15 protein-coding genes and 1 pseudogene are annotated in these 14,246 nt (G+C 68.5%); 7 read left to right on the top strand and 9 right to left on the bottom strand.

Annotation, left to right across the window (positions count from 1 at the left end):
- Positions 1-58: 58 nt before the first annotated feature.
- From AC1RIF_RS10075 to AC1RIF_RS10055, 5 genes are all read right to left on the bottom strand, one after another.
- On the bottom strand, positions 59-1,405 hold the full coding sequence (locus AC1RIF_RS10075; protein ID WP_492601205.1) for a hypothetical protein: 1,347 nt from the start codon (positions 1,403-1,405) through the stop codon (positions 59-61).
- Positions 1,402-3,576: an AAA family ATPase gene (locus AC1RIF_RS10070; protein WP_492601204.1), complete on the bottom strand. Its 2,175-nt coding sequence runs from the start codon at positions 3,574-3,576 to the stop codon at positions 1,402-1,404. The genes AC1RIF_RS10075 and AC1RIF_RS10070 overlap by 4 nt, the downstream gene beginning before the upstream one ends.
- Before the next feature lie 111 nt (positions 3,577-3,687).
- Positions 3,688-4,476: a CDP-alcohol phosphatidyltransferase family protein gene (locus AC1RIF_RS10065; protein WP_492601203.1), complete on the bottom strand. Its 789-nt coding sequence runs from the start codon at positions 4,474-4,476 to the stop codon at positions 3,688-3,690.
- A gap of 47 nt (positions 4,477-4,523) precedes the next feature.
- Entirely contained in the window at positions 4,524-5,237 is a 714-nt protein-coding gene (locus AC1RIF_RS10060; RefSeq protein ID WP_492601202.1) for a phosphatidylserine decarboxylase, read from the bottom strand.
- A gap of 91 nt (positions 5,238-5,328) precedes the next feature.
- The gene (locus AC1RIF_RS10055) at positions 5,329-5,796 is read right to left on the bottom strand and encodes an SRPBCC family protein (RefSeq protein WP_492601201.1); all 468 of its coding nucleotides are present in this window, start codon (positions 5,794-5,796) and stop codon (positions 5,329-5,331) included.
- Positions 5,797-5,951: 155 nt separating this feature from the next.
- On the opposite strand from AC1RIF_RS10055, the gene AC1RIF_RS10050 reads away from it, so the two are divergent.
- From AC1RIF_RS10050 to groL, 3 genes are all read left to right on the top strand, one after another.
- Complete coding sequence (locus AC1RIF_RS10050; RefSeq protein WP_492601200.1) at positions 5,952-6,731, top strand: HAD-IIA family hydrolase; 780 nt, start codon at positions 5,952-5,954, stop codon at positions 6,729-6,731.
- Positions 6,732-6,864: 133 nt separating this feature from the next.
- Complete coding sequence (locus AC1RIF_RS10045) at positions 6,865-7,386, top strand: DUF6764 family protein (protein ID WP_492601199.1); 522 nt, start codon at positions 6,865-6,867, stop codon at positions 7,384-7,386.
- A gap of 245 nt (positions 7,387-7,631) precedes the next feature.
- Complete coding sequence (groL, locus tag AC1RIF_RS10040; RefSeq protein WP_492601198.1) at positions 7,632-9,257, top strand: chaperonin GroEL; 1,626 nt, start codon at positions 7,632-7,634, stop codon at positions 9,255-9,257.
- 111 nt (positions 9,258-9,368) lie between these two features.
- Here groL and AC1RIF_RS10035 read toward each other — a convergent pair whose 3' ends face one another.
- From AC1RIF_RS10035 to AC1RIF_RS10025, 3 genes and pseudogenes are all read right to left on the bottom strand, one after another.
- The gene (locus AC1RIF_RS10035) at positions 9,369-9,569 is read right to left on the bottom strand and encodes a PspC domain-containing protein (protein ID WP_492601197.1); all 201 of its coding nucleotides are present in this window, start codon (positions 9,567-9,569) and stop codon (positions 9,369-9,371) included.
- A gap of 79 nt (positions 9,570-9,648) precedes the next feature.
- Entirely contained in the window at positions 9,649-9,825 is a 177-nt protein-coding gene (locus tag AC1RIF_RS10030; protein ID WP_492601360.1) for a hypothetical protein, read from the bottom strand.
- 157 nt (positions 9,826-9,982) lie between these two features.
- Positions 9,983-10,510: pseudogene (locus AC1RIF_RS10025) on the bottom strand (LLM class flavin-dependent oxidoreductase); the annotation flags it as partial.
- A gap of 17 nt (positions 10,511-10,527) precedes the next feature.
- On the opposite strand from AC1RIF_RS10025, the gene AC1RIF_RS10020 reads away from it, so the two are divergent.
- The 4 genes from AC1RIF_RS10020 (at position 10,528) to AC1RIF_RS10005 (ending at position 13,078) form a co-directional block, all read left to right on the top strand.
- On the top strand, positions 10,528-10,926 hold the full coding sequence (locus AC1RIF_RS10020; protein WP_492601196.1) for an alpha/beta hydrolase: 399 nt from the start codon (positions 10,528-10,530) through the stop codon (positions 10,924-10,926).
- A 55-nt stretch (positions 10,927-10,981) separates the two neighbouring features.
- Positions 10,982-11,830 carry a trypsin-like peptidase domain-containing protein gene (locus AC1RIF_RS10015; protein WP_492601195.1) on the top strand — a complete coding sequence of 283 codons (849 nt, stop codon included), beginning with the start codon at positions 10,982-10,984 and terminating at the stop codon, positions 11,828-11,830.
- A 145-nt stretch (positions 11,831-11,975) separates the two neighbouring features.
- Positions 11,976-12,809: an alpha/beta hydrolase family protein gene (locus tag AC1RIF_RS10010; protein ID WP_492601356.1), complete on the top strand. Its 834-nt coding sequence runs from the start codon at positions 11,976-11,978 to the stop codon at positions 12,807-12,809.
- A 125-nt stretch (positions 12,810-12,934) separates the two neighbouring features.
- Entirely contained in the window at positions 12,935-13,078 is a 144-nt protein-coding gene (locus AC1RIF_RS10005; protein ID WP_174912773.1) for a hypothetical protein, read from the top strand.
- Positions 13,079-13,160: 82 nt separating this feature from the next.
- On the opposite strand, the gene AC1RIF_RS10000 is transcribed toward AC1RIF_RS10005, so the two are convergent.
- Entirely contained in the window at positions 13,161-14,213 is a 1,053-nt protein-coding gene (locus AC1RIF_RS10000; protein WP_492601194.1) for an alpha/beta hydrolase, read from the bottom strand.
- Positions 14,214-14,246 lie beyond the last annotated feature (33 nt).

Below are 14,246 nucleotides of genomic sequence, written 5' to 3'. Positions count from 1 at the left end.
GATGCCTGACGCTGCTCCCGAACTGACCTCCCGCGGACGCGATCGCGTGGGCGGGAGGTCAATCCGGGCGCGGGGCGGACTGTTGGGCGCGCAGTCCCCGGATCGCCAGCGCGCAGAACACGACGACGAGCAGCATCGCGACGCCGGCGGCGCGGTCGAAGGTGACGGGGGTGTCGAACGAGGTCGCGGTCCAGCCCTCGGACGTGGGCACATCGAGCAGCGGCTCGTACGCCCCGCGGTAGACCACGAACGTGCTGGTGACGCCGACGACCTCGATAAACACCAACGACAGCAGCGGCACCACGAGTCCCAGCGTTGCGAGGGCTCCGCTGTCGGGCAGGGTCGACCCCAGGGCCAGTCCGATGCCCACACCGAGAACCGCGAGCGGGACGAGGACCCACAGTCGACCGTTCCCTGGAGTCGGCTCGATCGCCGTCGACAGCGGGATCAGTGCGAGGACGGCGAGGCCGATCACTGGCGCCGGCCGCCACCGGGCGACCGCGGTACCGGCCGACACCGCCGCGATACCCACGGCGACCAGCACCCACGACTCCTGCCGCAGGTAATCCTGGGTGAGCGTCCGGGAGATCAGCGTCGTGACGATCGGTGCGGCCGCTGCCACGGCCGTGGCAGCGAGCAGGAACGGGCTGTCGAGACGGCGGGCCCAGAATTCGGTGAGCGCCACCACGAGCACGAGACTGACCGCGATGATCGTCCACAGCTGCAGCTGCGAGTCGGTGGTCTGTCCGTCGATCCACGCGCCGAGCAGTCGATGCGCGAACGCGAGGGTCGCGACGGCGACGGCGACCTGGAGCACGGTCTCGCGATCCGCCGGGGCCGGAGCGTCGGTGTCGATCACCGCGCACAGCGCCGCGAGCACGAGCGCGGGTACCAGCATCCACCAGAACGGTTCGCCGAGTGCCGAGGTGCTCGGTGTCCAGTCTGCGTGCGCGGTGTGCGCGACCACGAACGTCGACGCGACGCCGGCGACGAGGGCGAGCCGGGGTAGGGCGCGCGTCCATGCCGCGGCGACGCCCGCACCCAACAGAACTCCGGCGGCCACGCACTTGGTGTAGTGCAGCAGCGTCAGTTGGTCGACGCCCCCGGCGCCGGACACCGCGATGCGGATCGCGATGAGCACGCCGGACGCGACGACCGCCGAAATCCAGGCCGACCGCACCGAACCTGCGCGCTGCAGCGCCGCATACGCGAGGACCGCGACGACGGTGCCGATCGCGACGGCGGTGGGAAGCGCACCCAGCCACGACTCCAGCTGGCGGGCGGATGCGCTGAACTCGCCGCGCCAGGTGCGCGGGCTGATGAGGGCGAACGTGCCCAGGACTCCCGCGAACAGTGCGGCCACCGCTGCCACGGCGGTCGGGGCCGCACGGACGGCGGCCGTCACCGGTTCTCCGCGTAGGCCTTCAGATGCGCCACCTGGTCGGGATCCAGGGACGGTCGCACATTGTCCCGCGCTGCCGCGACGTCGGCTGCCGTGACATCCGCGGCGTCGACGCTGCGTCGCATCGCCGCGAGCGCGGCCTCGCGCAGCAGTGCGGCACAGTCGGCGGCGGAGTAGCCGTCGAGATCCTGCGCCAGCAAGTCCAGGTCGACATCGGACGCGAGCGGCACCGACTTGCCCGACGTCCGCAGGATCTCCTTGCGCGCGTCCGCGTCCGGTGGCGGCACGAACACCAGGCGCTCGAGCCGTCCGGGGCGCAGCAGCGCGGGATCGATGAGGTCGGGGCGGTTGGTGGCGCCGAGCACCACGACGTCGCGGAGCGGTTCGACGCCGTCGAGTTCGGTGAGCAGCGCGGCCACGACCCGGTCGGAGACGCCGGAGTCCGCGCTCTGCCCGCGGCGCGGGGCGAGCGCGTCCACTTCGTCGAGGAAGATCAGTGACGGCGCCGAATCGCGGGCGCGCTGGAACAATTCGCGCACCGCCTTCTCCGACGACCCCACCCACTTGTCCATCAGTTCAGCACCCTTGACGGCGTGCACGCTGAGCTGGCCCGAACTGGCCAGGGCGCGAACGAGATATGTCTTACCGCAGCCGGGTGGCCCGTACAGCAGGACGCCGCGGGGCGGGTCGACGCCCAGGCGCGCGAACGAATCCGGGTGCTGCAGCGGCCACAGCACGGCCTCGGTGAGGGCCTGCTTGGTTTCGACCATGTCACCGACGTCGTCGAGGGTGACGCTGCCGATCGCGAGTTCCTCGGTGCCCGAACGTGACAGCGGCCGGATCACCTCGAGCGCGCCCGCCAGGTCGTCCTGGGTCAGTCGGGGTTCGGTCTTGGCGCTGCTCGCCCGCGACGCCGCGCGCAGCGCCGCCTCCCGGCACAGGGCCGCCAGGTCCGCGACGACGAAACCCGGAGTGCGTGATGCGATCTCGGTGAGATCGAGGTCGGCGGTCGGGACCTTGCGAAGCAGTAGTTCCAGCAGCTGCCGGCGTCCGGCCCCGTCGGGCAGGGACAGCGACAGCTCACGGTCGCACAGGTCCGGTCCGCGCAACCGGTCGTCGAGACTTTCGGGGTGCGCGGTGGTGGCGACGAACGCGACCGACTCGGTGTCGACGGCGCGGCGCAGCTGGTCGACGATCATCGTCGAGACCGGTTCCCGTACCGCGGGCAGCAGTGCGTCGATGTCGGTGATGAGCAGCACGCCGCCGGAGCGGACGGCGTCGACGGCAGCGGTGACCCGCTCGAGCCGCGACTGTGCCTCGGTCGCACCGACACCCGGACCGTCGAGTTCGACGACCCGGCGATTCGCGAGGACCGATCGGGCCAGCATCGACTTGCCGACCCCGGCCGGGCCGGTCACCAGGACCCCGAGGTGCGGTGAGGCGCCGAGCTTCTGCAGCAGCTCGGGTTCGTCGAGGGCCAGCGTCAGCCACTCGGAGAGCTTCGCGGCCTGCGCGTGGGCGCCGACGAGGTCCTCGACCGGGACGACGTCGGTGGTGTGGGGCTCGGTCACCGCCGGAGCGGCCGCTGTCGGCGCGGGCGTCGCGTCCGGCACCCCGGACCCCCAGCTCACTGCCGAGTTCGGTTGCACGCTCACCGGACCGCCCGACGGGTCGACGCCGGTGACCGTGAGGAGCTCGGACGTCCACGTCACCGCGAACGTGCGGGACAGGGCCTGTGTCGCCGACGCGGTGCTGGTGCCGGGGCCCAGATCGCGCGGCAGCAGCGACACGGCGTCACCCACGGTGAGGACCTTGCCGAGCAGCGCCTGTCGCAGGGTGGTGTCGGAGACGGAGTGCTGCGCCATCGCCGAACCGCTGACGGTGACCGTGCGGGCCCCGTAGACGGTCACCGGGGTGACCACCACCGTCGCGTTCTCGCGCAGTCCGACGTTGGAGAGCGTGACGTCGTCGAGCAGTGCGGTGCCGGTGGGTGTTCCGGCCGGTGCGCGTCCCGCGACCGCGGCGGTGCGCCGGGCCCCGACGAGTGCGATCGCGTCCCACTCGCGCAACCCCAGCGCGGCGAGGGCCTCGGGGTGCAGGCGCACCACACCGCGTCGGGCGTCCGCGGCGGACGTGTTGAGTCGGACCGTGAGCGTCAGTTCGGGTGAGGTCACGCGGTCCAGCCTAGTGCGGCCCGACGCGCCCCTCCGTCCCCGCGTTGTGCGCACTCATCGGTCTTCCCGGGGCCCGCCCGAGACCGATAAGTGCGCACAACGCGGAGGCGACTACCGGGGGCGGCGCAGGCCCAGGCGGGCGGCGGAGCGGCGGTTGCCACCCGGGGCGCGGCGGATGGCGCGGCGCTCGGACGGCTTGATGTCCCAGGTTTCGGGGCGGGCGGCGACCCAGCGCTTGGATCGGACCGCGAACGGAATGTGCACGAGATAGACGGCGACGAGGACCATCAGCAGCACGTACGGATAGGTGACCAGGGCGGCGGCGGCTAGGGCGACGAGCGCGAGCAGTCCGGCGGCCATGCGGCCCGGCACGGACACGGACTTCATCGCGAGGGTGGGGATGCGGCTGACGATCAGGGCCGCCGACAACAGCGTCCACACCGTGACGACACCGATCGACGACCACCAGCCGTCGCCCCACTGGATGTAGGCGGCGAGCGGCGTGAGCGCGATCAGCGCGCCGGCCGGTGCGGGGACGCCGACGAAGAAGTCCTTCGTGTACGCGGGCACGGTGTCGTCGTCGAGCAGGGTGTTGAACCGGGCCAGGCGCAGCACGATGCTCACCGCGTACAGCAGCGCGATGATCCAGCCGAAGTTGTTGCCGTCGAGCAGCGTCACGTACAACACCAGGGCGGGGGCGACGCCGAAGGAGATGGCGTCGGCCAGCGAGTCCAGCTCGGCACCGATCTTGCTGGTGGCGTCGAGCATCCGCGCGATGCGTCCGTCGAGCGAGTCGAGGACGGCGGCCGCCCCGATCATGGCGAGGGCGGTCCCGAGTTCGCCGTCGAGCGCGAACTTGACCGCGGACAGTCCGCTGCAGAGCGCGAGGATCGTGATCATGCTCGGCAGTAATCGGACCGCGTTCCGTCCGCTGGCGCGGGGCGGTCTCACGGTAGTTGCGCGAGGACGGTCTCGGCACCCACGGTGCGCTGGCCGCGCTCGACGAGCAGAGCGGTGCCGACCGGGAAGTAAGTGTCGACGCGCGATCCGAAGCGGATCAGCCCGTACGTGTCACCGATGGTGAGCTTGTCGCCTTCCTTGGCGTCGCACACGATGCGGCGGGCGAGCAGGCCGGCGATCTGCACGACGGCGACGTCGTGACCGTCGGCCGTCTCGAGGAGCATGCTGTTGCGCTCGTTGACCTCGCTGGCGTCGGCCAGGTCCGCGGACAGGAACTGTCCGGGCTGGTGGACGACCTTTTTCACGAGCCCGGCGACGGGCGTGCGCTGGACGTGGACGTCGAGCACCGACAGGAAGATGCTGACGCGGGGCAGCGGCTGGTCGCCCATGCCGAGTTCGGCGGGCGGGACGGCACTGTCGACGAGCGCGACCTCACCGTCGGCGGGGGCGACGACGACACCGGCCCGGTTGGGCGGCACGCGGTGCGGGTGCCGGAAGAACGTGGCGCACGCTGCCGCGGAGGCGAGGCCGGCGCGACGCACCCACTTGCGGTTCCGTCCCACCGCGGCGACCGCGAGCGGTGTCAGCACGAACGGCAGCCCGGCTGGGTGCATCGGCGGGACGGCAGCCTTGACGAGGCCGATGACGTGGCCGACGCCGGTGGGCTGGGGACTACCAGGGGGGGTCGGTCGACGTGCCACGTGTCCTCTTACCTCTTCGGGTGATGCGGCGGTGAGCCGCACGAGCCAGTACAGGTTACGTGAGTGCGGCGAACCGGTGAGTCGCGATGTGCTAGCGGCTCCCGACGGCGAGTGTCTCGGCCTCGCTCTTGATGCGCGCGAGCGTGGCATTCATGCCGGCGATCATCTCGGCCTCGAACGCGTCCGCGCCGCCGAGGACGGTCTTGATCAGGAACTGCGAGAGCCGGCTGGTGCCGGTGGGGGCTTCGCGGCGCTCGACGACGCGGGTCCCGGTCTCGGTGGCCTCGAGCGTGTACGACCAGATCGTGCGGTTCTCGTTGATGCGGAACGCGATGGTCTTGTTCGGCTCGAAGCGGATGACCTTGGAGGTCGTGGGCCACACCAGGAAGCCCTTGCGGTTGAGGTTCACCGTCTTGGTGCCCTCGCGGACCTCGCCGGAGACGCGCATCTTGCGGCACTGCGGGCTCCACTCGCCCATCCGCTTCAGGTCGGAGACGATCGTCCACACGTCCTGCGGGGTGGCAGCGATCTCGATGGTTGCTTCGAGGGTGTTCGTCACGGTCCGGCTCTCCAGTTCGAATTAGGTGGTACAGGAGGTCACGCGTACCCGTGGATCCTATGCGCTGGCATCGACACCGTGTGCGTCAGGTCACTACTCGGTCCGGATTCCACATCCCCCGCGCGGCCCGGTGTCCGGCCGATACCCTCGAATCCATGAGCCGTGTCGAGGGCGTCCTGTTCGACATCGACGGTGTGCTCGTCACCTCGTGGCGACCGGTACCCGGTGCCGTCGAGGCGCTCGACGAGCTGCGCCGCCGCGGGGGAGTTCGTGCGTTTCTCACGAACACCACGTCGAGGACGTGCGACGAGATCGCGTCCGAGCTCGCGGGTGCGGGGTTCGACGTGCGGCCCGACGAGATCGTGACCGCGGTCCGGCTCACCACGGAGTACCTGCGGTCGACGTATCCGGGTGCCCGCGTGATGCTGCTCAATCACGGCGACATCCGCGCCGACATGGAGGGCGTCGAGTTCGACGACGTCGACCCCGAGGTCATCGTCATCGGTGGGGCGGGGCCCGAGTTCACGCACGAGGCCCTCAGTCGGGTGCTCGACTTCATGGTCGCCGGAGTGCCGGTCGTTGCGATGCACCGCGCGCTGATGTGGTCGGAGTCGGACGGACTGCGACTCGACACCGGGGCATATCTGCCGGGGCTGGAGGAGGCGTCGGGCTCGCGGATCGTGGCCGTGGGCAAGCCGTCGCTCGCGGGCTTTCTCACGGCGGCGGAACTGATGGGCGCCGACCCGGCGGCGACGGTGATGGTGGGTGACGACTTCCGTGGTGACGTGCTGCCGGCGCAGCGGGTGGGGATGACGGGGGTACTGGTGCGGACGGGGAAGTTTCGGCAGCCGGTTCTCGATCTGGCGGTGGATCGGCCCGACCATCTGGTCGATTCGGTGGCCGATCTGCCGGCATTGCTGACCCGGTTCGGGTGACGCGCCGACCTTCTTCGGTCTGCTATCGAAATCCCGGGTATCGGCCGCGTGAACGGGTACTGTTTCGGGCACGCCCGGTGGCGCTCGCGGAGCCTGCCCGGCGCTCCCTTTTCCGTTCGTGAAGGAGTTCCGAATGTCGACCGTTTCCCGTCTGCGCGCAATTTCCGATCTCGGTCGACGGATGACGCGGACCGCGGTGATTGCGGCAGCGGGAATCGGTGTGGCAGTGGGTGTTTCGATGATCGGTGCGGGTACGGCCGCCGCGGCGCCCGTGGCATGCCTGTCTCCGGCTTCGCCCAACGACATCCAGGTCTCGGACTACGCGAGCTGTGGTGCGCAGGCGTTCGAGCAGGGTGTGGCCCGCTCTGCCGCGATGGACAGCGGTACGGCGGTCTCCGTCGCGCAGGGCTTCGGCTCGTCGAACAGTCTCGCGACCGGTTTCGGCACCGCGCTGAGCGCGTCGCGGGGCAACGGTCAGTCGCTCGCGCTGGCGATCGGCGGCGGCATCGCGCACTCGTGGGCCGACGACGGCTACGCGACCTTCGCGATCGCGGGTTGGGGCTCGGGTGCGACGGCCGAACAGGGCGGCGTCAACTGTGTCGGGCCGCTGTCGTTCGCGTGGAATCTGAAGACCGGGCAGACCTGCCTCGGCTAGGAGTCGAACGGCACCTGTTCGCCCTCGGCGGAGACCTCTCCGCAACGTTGCACTCGCCCTTCTCGAGTGCTAAGAATGCACTTGGCACTCGCGACTCGTGAGTGCCAGGTCGGGACGGTGAGACCGGGAACCTAGACACCCCTGGTCGTCCGTCGCGGGCACCGAGCCTGGCCGGAAGCGTAAATAGGGCGATCCGACGAGCGATCGTCCTGTGTGTCACCCCCAATCCGGAGGATCACTTCGCAATGGCCAAGATCATCGCGTTCGACGAAGAGGCACGTCGCGGCCTCGAGCGTGGCCTGAACAGCCTCGCTGACGCCGTCAAGGTGACGCTGGGACCCAAGGGTCGCAACGTCGTGCTCGAGAAGAAGTGGGGCGCCCCCACGATCACCAACGACGGTGTTTCCATCGCCAAGGAGATCGAGCTCGAGGACCCCTACGAGAAGATCGGCGCCGAGCTGGTCAAGGAGGTCGCCAAGAAGACCGACGACGTCGCTGGTGACGGCACCACGACGGCTACGGTCCTGGCTCAGGCGCTCGTCCGCGAGGGCCTGCGCAACGTCGCTGCCGGCGCCAACCCGCTGGGTCTGAAGCGCGGCATCGAGAAGGCCGTCGAGGCCGTCACCGCCAAGCTGCTCGACACCGCCAAGGAGGTCGAGACCAAGGAGCAGATCGCTGCCACCGCTGGTATCTCGGCCGGCGACTCCACCATCGGTGAGCTGATCGCCGAGGCGATGGACAAGGTCGGCAAGGAAGGCGTCATCACCGTCGAGGAGTCCAACTCCTTCGGCCTGCAGCTCGAGCTCACCGAGGGTATGCGCTTCGACAAGGGCTACATCTCGCTGTACTTCGCGACCGACGCCGAGCGTCAGGAAGCGGTCCTCGAGGATCCGTACATCCTGCTCGTCAGCTCCAAGATCTCGACGGTCAAGGACCTGCTGCCGCTGCTGGAGAAGGTCATCCAGGCCGGCAAGCCGCTGCTGATCATCGCCGAGGACGTCGAGGGCGAGGCCCTGTCGACCCTGGTCGTCAACAAGATCCGTGGCACCTTCAAGTCCGTCGCCGTCAAGGCTCCGGGCTTCGGTGACCGCCGCAAGGCGCAGCTCGCCGACATCGCCATCCTCACCGGTGGCGAGGTCGTCAGCGAAGAGGTCGGCCTGTCCCTGGAGACCGCCGGCATCGAGCTGCTGGGCCGCGCCCGCAAGGTCGTCGTCACCAAGGACGAGACCACCATCGTCGAGGGTGCCGGCGACGCCGACGCCATCGCCGGTCGCGTCAACCAGATCCGCGCCGAGATCGAGGCGTCGGATTCGGACTACGACCGCGAGAAGCTGCAGGAGCGCCTGGCCAAGCTGGCCGGTGGCGTCGCAGTCATCAAGGCCGGCGCTGCCACCGAGGTGGAGCTCAAGGAGCGCAAGCACCGCATCGAGGACGCCGTCCGCAACGCGAAGGCTGCCGTCGAGGAGGGCATCGTCGCCGGTGGTGGCGTGGCTCTGCTGCAGTCCGCTCCGGTCCTGGACGACCTGAAGCTCGAGGGCGACGAGGCCACCGGTGCCAACATCGTCAAGGTTGCCCTCGAGGCTCCGCTCAAGCAGATCGCGTTCAACGCCGGCCTCGAGCCCGGCGTCGTCGCGGAGAAGGTTCGCAACCTGCCCGCCGGCAGCGGCCTGAACGCCGCCACCGGTGAGTACGAGGACCTGCTCGCTGCGGGCATCAACGACCCGGTCAAGGTCACCCGCTCGGCGCTGCAGAACGCTGCGTCCATCGCGGCTCTGTTCCTGACCACCGAGGCTGTCGTCGCCGACAAGCCGGAGAAGTCCGCTGCTCCGATGGGCGACCCGACCGGTGGCATGGGCGGCATGGACTTCTGATCTGACGATCGGAAAGCCTGAGCTCAGATAGGCTCGGATAGACACAGAAGCCCGGGACACCTTCGAAGGTGTCCCGGGCTTCTCGCGTTGCTGCGTCCTCGGAGCGGCGGGTCACTCGCTGGGCATGAGCATCCAAGCCGCGAGGTAGACCAGCGCGACGGTGCCGAACGAGACGAACGCACCGAGGACGGCGGCGACGCGGACGAGGTTGGCGTCGATGCCGAAGTACTCGGCGATGCCGCCGCACACACCGGAGAGCATGCGCTGGCTACTGGATCGGACGAACGGGCGGGGCGATTCGCTGTAGGTCATGACATCGAGTCTGGTTCGTGCACCCGCCGGAAACCATCGGGATTCCCCCGGATCTGCACCCTGATCTTTGCTCTCGGGGTCACCCCCGGTGGGCCCGAACCGCGTCGATGACCGGTGCGAACGTGTCGGCGTGGGGTTCGTGGACGGTGAAGTGGGTGAAGCCGTAGCGGTCGCGGTTCGCCGCGATCTGCCTGGCCATCTCGTCGACGGTCCCCAGCAGGACGAACGGCGTCTCGAGGATGTCCTCCACGGCCATGACGTCCCCGAACCTCCGGGCGAGTTCGGCTGCAGCCTCGGCCCGGTCGTCGGTCTCGATCACCGCCTGCACCAGGATCTGCCATTCGATCCGGGCCGCCCGCGCATCCACGCGCGTAGCGGATCCGCTCGTCGGTCTCGGCGGCGGTCGCGATCCGGAACGTTCCGGGTGGCTGCCCGACGATCTGGAAGGCCCCGGCGACCCCGACGACGTCGGCCTGCTGCGCTGCCAGGCGCAGGACACGATTGCCGGTACCTCCGACGATCAGTGGTGGCCCGGAGCCGTCGAATCCGCGGCGCTGCACGGGCCGCAGCACGGGCATGTCGAAGTGCGCCCGCATCGCGGCCTGCTGCTCGAAGCCGTCGGACCGGAACCGTCGACGCAGTTCCTCGACCGTGCCGGCCAACCTTTCGGTCCGGACTCCGAACGGCTCCCACGCGATGCCGGCCTCGTCGAACTCCCATTTCATGTGCCCGGCCCCGAGCCCCACCTCGAGTCGGCCGCCGGTGAGGATGTCGGTGGTCGCGATCTCGCGTGCGAGCAGCGTGGGATTCCAGAAGCCGACATTGAGCACGAGGGTGCCGACGCGCAGACGTTCGGTCGCTTCGGCGGCTGCGACCAGCAGCGGGAACGGAGACGGGGCGCCGAGGTGGTCGGCGGCGTACACCGCGTCGTAGCCGCACATCTCGGCGTATCGAGTTCATGAGCGACTCGCAGAACACAGCGGTGTTGTGCAACGACGGCACAGGTGGACGGAGCTTCGAGGAGTACTGGGCGGGAGTGCAGCAAGCGCGCCGAACATTCACCGCCGGTGGCGTAGGCGGCGTGACGAGAGCGACGTGCAGTGCTTGGCCGTCGGAGGCGAATGCCTGGAATCTCACCCCGGGTGAGAGTGAGTTGCAGTTGTCAGGACATGCGTACGAAACCACGACACCGTACGTGTGGGCGCAGCGGATGCAGAAAGCAATCGGCGGCTCGTTGTTGACGATCGACGACGGCGCACACGGCTCGTTGAAACGACTCCCCTGCGCATCCAAAGCGGTGGATTTCTTTCGCGGCGCGCCGGCTGCCGACGGATCCTGCTCGACACCGACATCGTGATCCCTCTTGCGCGGCAAGAGAAGTACACCGAGCGACAGGGAAACAGGACAGAAGAATGAAGAGTATTGTGTACCAACGAATGCGGATCGCCGCTATCGCAGTATCGATGTTGGTCATCAGCGCTTGTGCGACTTCGAATGACCGGGAGCAGGTGATGCTCCCGGAGCGGAGTGCAGTGGATCTGTCGGGAACGATCGCAGTTGACGGCTGCTCGGGCGCTGTGGTGGCACTGTCGACCTCCTCGCCGGCAGACAACGCGTTGGCGATGACGAACGGCCACTGCAACGGTGACGCCAGGCCGGTGCCTGGTGAGGTGTTGCTCGGCCAACCGACAGATCTCAGCGTTGTCGTCCTGGATTCCGATGGCGACGAGCTGGGTTTCCTGCAGGCCACCGACGTCCTCTACTCCACGATGACAGGCACTGATCTCACGCTGTATCAGCTGGATTGGAGCTACGAGAAGATCGAGCAGGAGTACGGCGTTCGCGCATTTCGACTGTCCGGGCAGCGGTCGACCCCTGGTGCCGAGATTCAGGTGGTGTCAGGGGGATTGAAGGAGATCTACGCCTGCAAGATCGATCGTCTCGCCTATCGAGTCCTCGAGATGGGCTACATGACCGAGGATGTCATCGCGTACAGCCCCGAGTGCCAGATCGGGCCGGGGACTTCGGGTTCCCCGGTCGTCGATACCAGCAGCGGCTTGATCGTCGGGATCAACAACACGCACAATTCCTCAGGGGGGCAGTGTCTCGAGGACGAGCCTTGCGAGATGGACCGCAACGGTGCGATCACGGCGCACGAAGGCACCGGCTATGGCACCCCGACGTACTGGATCACCACGTGTACCGGTCCACACGGGACCCTCGATCTCGCCGCTGAAGGTTGCCTGTTACCTACCCGCTGATCGAAACGTGGATGGTGCGTGCCTTGCCCGGGAACTGCTTCTGTCCGTCCGACGTGGGTCGGTGCAATTCTGCCGAGGTACTGGGAGGAGTCCGTGTGCCGAATGTCGGGCCCCGCGGGCGGTGTGGGCATAGGCTCGTGTCGTGGTGGAGACCGTGCCGATCCAGATGCCTGACGGGACGACGACGCCGGTGCGGCTGTTTCCCGGACCGGAGGGCGCGCCGGTGGTGGTGATCGTGCCGGGTCTCGGCATCCCCGGTGCGTTCTACGACCGCTTCGCGAGTTCTCTGGTGGACCGCGGGTTCTGCGCCGCGACGTGCGAGCTGCGGGGCCAGGGTGACAGTCGGCCCCGCCCCGGCGCATCGAGCACGTTCGGCTACCAGGAGTTGGTGGCGGTCGACCTGCCGGCGATGTTCGAGGTTGTGCGCGAACGGTTCGACGCGAGCACGCCGTTCCTGTTGGGGCACAGTATGGGCGGGCAACTCGGGGTGATGTATGCGGCGCGGATCCGGGGACGGCTCGGCGGGTTGATCCTGGTGGCGTCCGGTTCGCCGTACTACCGGGGTTTCCCCGGGACCCGGTCACCGGGTGTGCTGCTGGGGTCCGCGGCCATGTCCATCACCGCGAGCGTGGCCGGGTTCTGGCCCGGCGACCGCCTGGATGTCGGCGGGTTCGGACGGCAGTCGAGGGTGTTGATCTCGGACTGGTCACGCTTTGCGCGCACCGGACGGATCGAACCGTCGGGGGCGGACATCGACTACGAGGAACGTATCGGACGACTGAAGCTGCCCGTGTTGTCCATTTCGATCGAGGGCGACGACTTGGCGCCGCGCAGTTCGTCGAAGAATCTCCTTGAGAAAATGTCCGGATCCGACGTGACCTCGTGGCACCAACCGGATGAACTGGGGCATAACGGGTGGATTCGTACACCTGAGAGCACCACTGATCACATTGCGGAGTGGATTCGGGATCACTCTTGATTTCACCCTCACATTTCATCCCGGGTATGTGTCAATGTGGTGCTGTTGCTGTGTCCCGACCGTTATATTGACCACAGCGCTTTGATTCGGGGCGCCACACCACACACGCAACACTGGGAGTTTTCATGGGCTCGACTGAGATCCTCACCGTCCTCAACGCCGTCACGTCGATCGTGAAGGCTCTGAACTCGCTCGGCACGGCCAGCTCCTCCGGCACCGGTGCCTCCGGCTCGCTCGACACCGCTTCGCTCAGCTCGCTCAGCGCCTGAGTTTCGCTCTGGAACGTCGAGAAGGCGGCGACGGTGCATACGCACCGTCGCCGCCTTCTTCCTGTTCGGAGTGTCGCGGCACTCAGACCCCGAGCGAGGCCGCCAGCGTCGGCCACGACTTCGGTAGTTCGTCGCGCCAGTACGCCCAGGTGTGGACCCCCACCGGGTTGTAGACGAAGGTGGCCGGGATTCCGAGGGATCGCAGTCGGTCGTCGAGCTGGTGGGTGCAGAAGTTGGTGACCGCCTCGATCGGTCCGCCCTGCGTGACGAGCGGAATCAGATCGGGGTTGCCGACGTTCTCGTTGGGGCCGGGCAGCCCGGTGGCCGTCGAGATGTACATCGTGGTGCCACGCAGCTTCTCGGCATTGACGAGGACGTCGTGCTCGGCCCACTTCGGATCGGTGAACGGGCCCCACATGTTCCCGATCTCGCCGCCGTAGCTGGCGACGACGAGCTGCATCTGGGTCTGTCCGAGGTCACCGGTGGTCGTGTAGCAGCCGCTGTAGGCGGCGACACCGCGGTACAGCCCGGGGGAGCGCATCGCGAGCATCATTGCGGACTGCGCACCCATCGACAGTCCGGCGATGGACTGGACGCCGTTGCCGTCGAACCGGTCGTCGATCAGCTGGGGCAGTTCCTCGGTCAGGAAGGTCTCCCACTTGTAGTTTCCGAGGGTGGGCTCGGGTCGGTCCCAGTCGGTGTAGTAGCTGGCGCGCCCGCCCGTGGTCAGGACGACGTTCACCGGCTTGTCCGCGAAGAACTCGACCGCATTGCCCTGCGTGGTCCAGTTGCTCGTGCCGGGGACCGCGGACCGTCCGTCGAGCATGTACAGCGTGGGCCGGGGCCCGGAGGTGTCGCGGGGCAGCAGCACCTGCACTTCCTGCTCGGACTGCATGGCGGGGGAGTACACGAACACCCGCACCCAGCGGTCGGTGATGTTCTCGACGCCCGTGATGTGGGCGCCTGCGGACCGTGCAGCGGAGGTCGTATCGGCCTCCACCGCGGCCGCATTCGGAACACCGCCGGCCGCTGCGGCCGGCACGACGCCCAGCAGCGCGCCCACGACGGTGGCGGCGACGAGGGCGCCCGAGCCCAGTTGCCGCGACGACGGGCGGGTGATCGCGTCGGATCTCATGTGGCAGCTCGCTTTCCGGTTGCTCGATTCCGG

It is taken from the genome of Prescottella sp. GW823-FHT02E09, assembly GCF_058797375.1.
Note: the sequence above shows the minus strand (reverse complement) of the source record. Positions and strands in the feature narration are given on the sequence as shown.

Coding starts and splice junctions, on each gene's coding strand:
- AC1RIF_RS10020 (WP_492601196.1), top strand. CDS start 10,528: ATGAGCGACTCGCAGAACACAGCGGTGTTGTGCAACGACGGCACAGGT.
- AC1RIF_RS10045 (WP_492601199.1), top strand. CDS start 6,865: ATGTCGACCGTTTCCCGTCTGCGCGCAATTTCCGATCTCGGTCGACGG.
- AC1RIF_RS10035 (WP_492601197.1), bottom strand. CDS start 9,569: ATGACCTACAGCGAATCGCCCCGCCCGTTCGTCCGATCCAGTAGCCAG.
- AC1RIF_RS10030 (WP_492601360.1), bottom strand. CDS start 9,825: ATGGCCGTGGAGGACATCCTCGAGACGCCGTTCGTCCTGCTGGGGACC.
- AC1RIF_RS10005 (WP_174912773.1), top strand. CDS start 12,935: ATGGGCTCGACTGAGATCCTCACCGTCCTCAACGCCGTCACGTCGATC.
- AC1RIF_RS10065 (WP_492601203.1), bottom strand. CDS start 4,476: ATGATCACGATCCTCGCGCTCTGCAGCGGACTGTCCGCGGTCAAGTTC.
- AC1RIF_RS10015 (WP_492601195.1), top strand. CDS start 10,982: ATGAAGAGTATTGTGTACCAACGAATGCGGATCGCCGCTATCGCAGTA.
- AC1RIF_RS10050 (WP_492601200.1), top strand. CDS start 5,952: ATGAGCCGTGTCGAGGGCGTCCTGTTCGACATCGACGGTGTGCTCGTC.
- groL (WP_492601198.1), top strand. CDS start 7,632: ATGGCCAAGATCATCGCGTTCGACGAAGAGGCACGTCGCGGCCTCGAG.
- AC1RIF_RS10000 (WP_492601194.1), bottom strand. CDS start 14,213: ATGAGATCCGACGCGATCACCCGCCCGTCGTCGCGGCAACTGGGCTCG.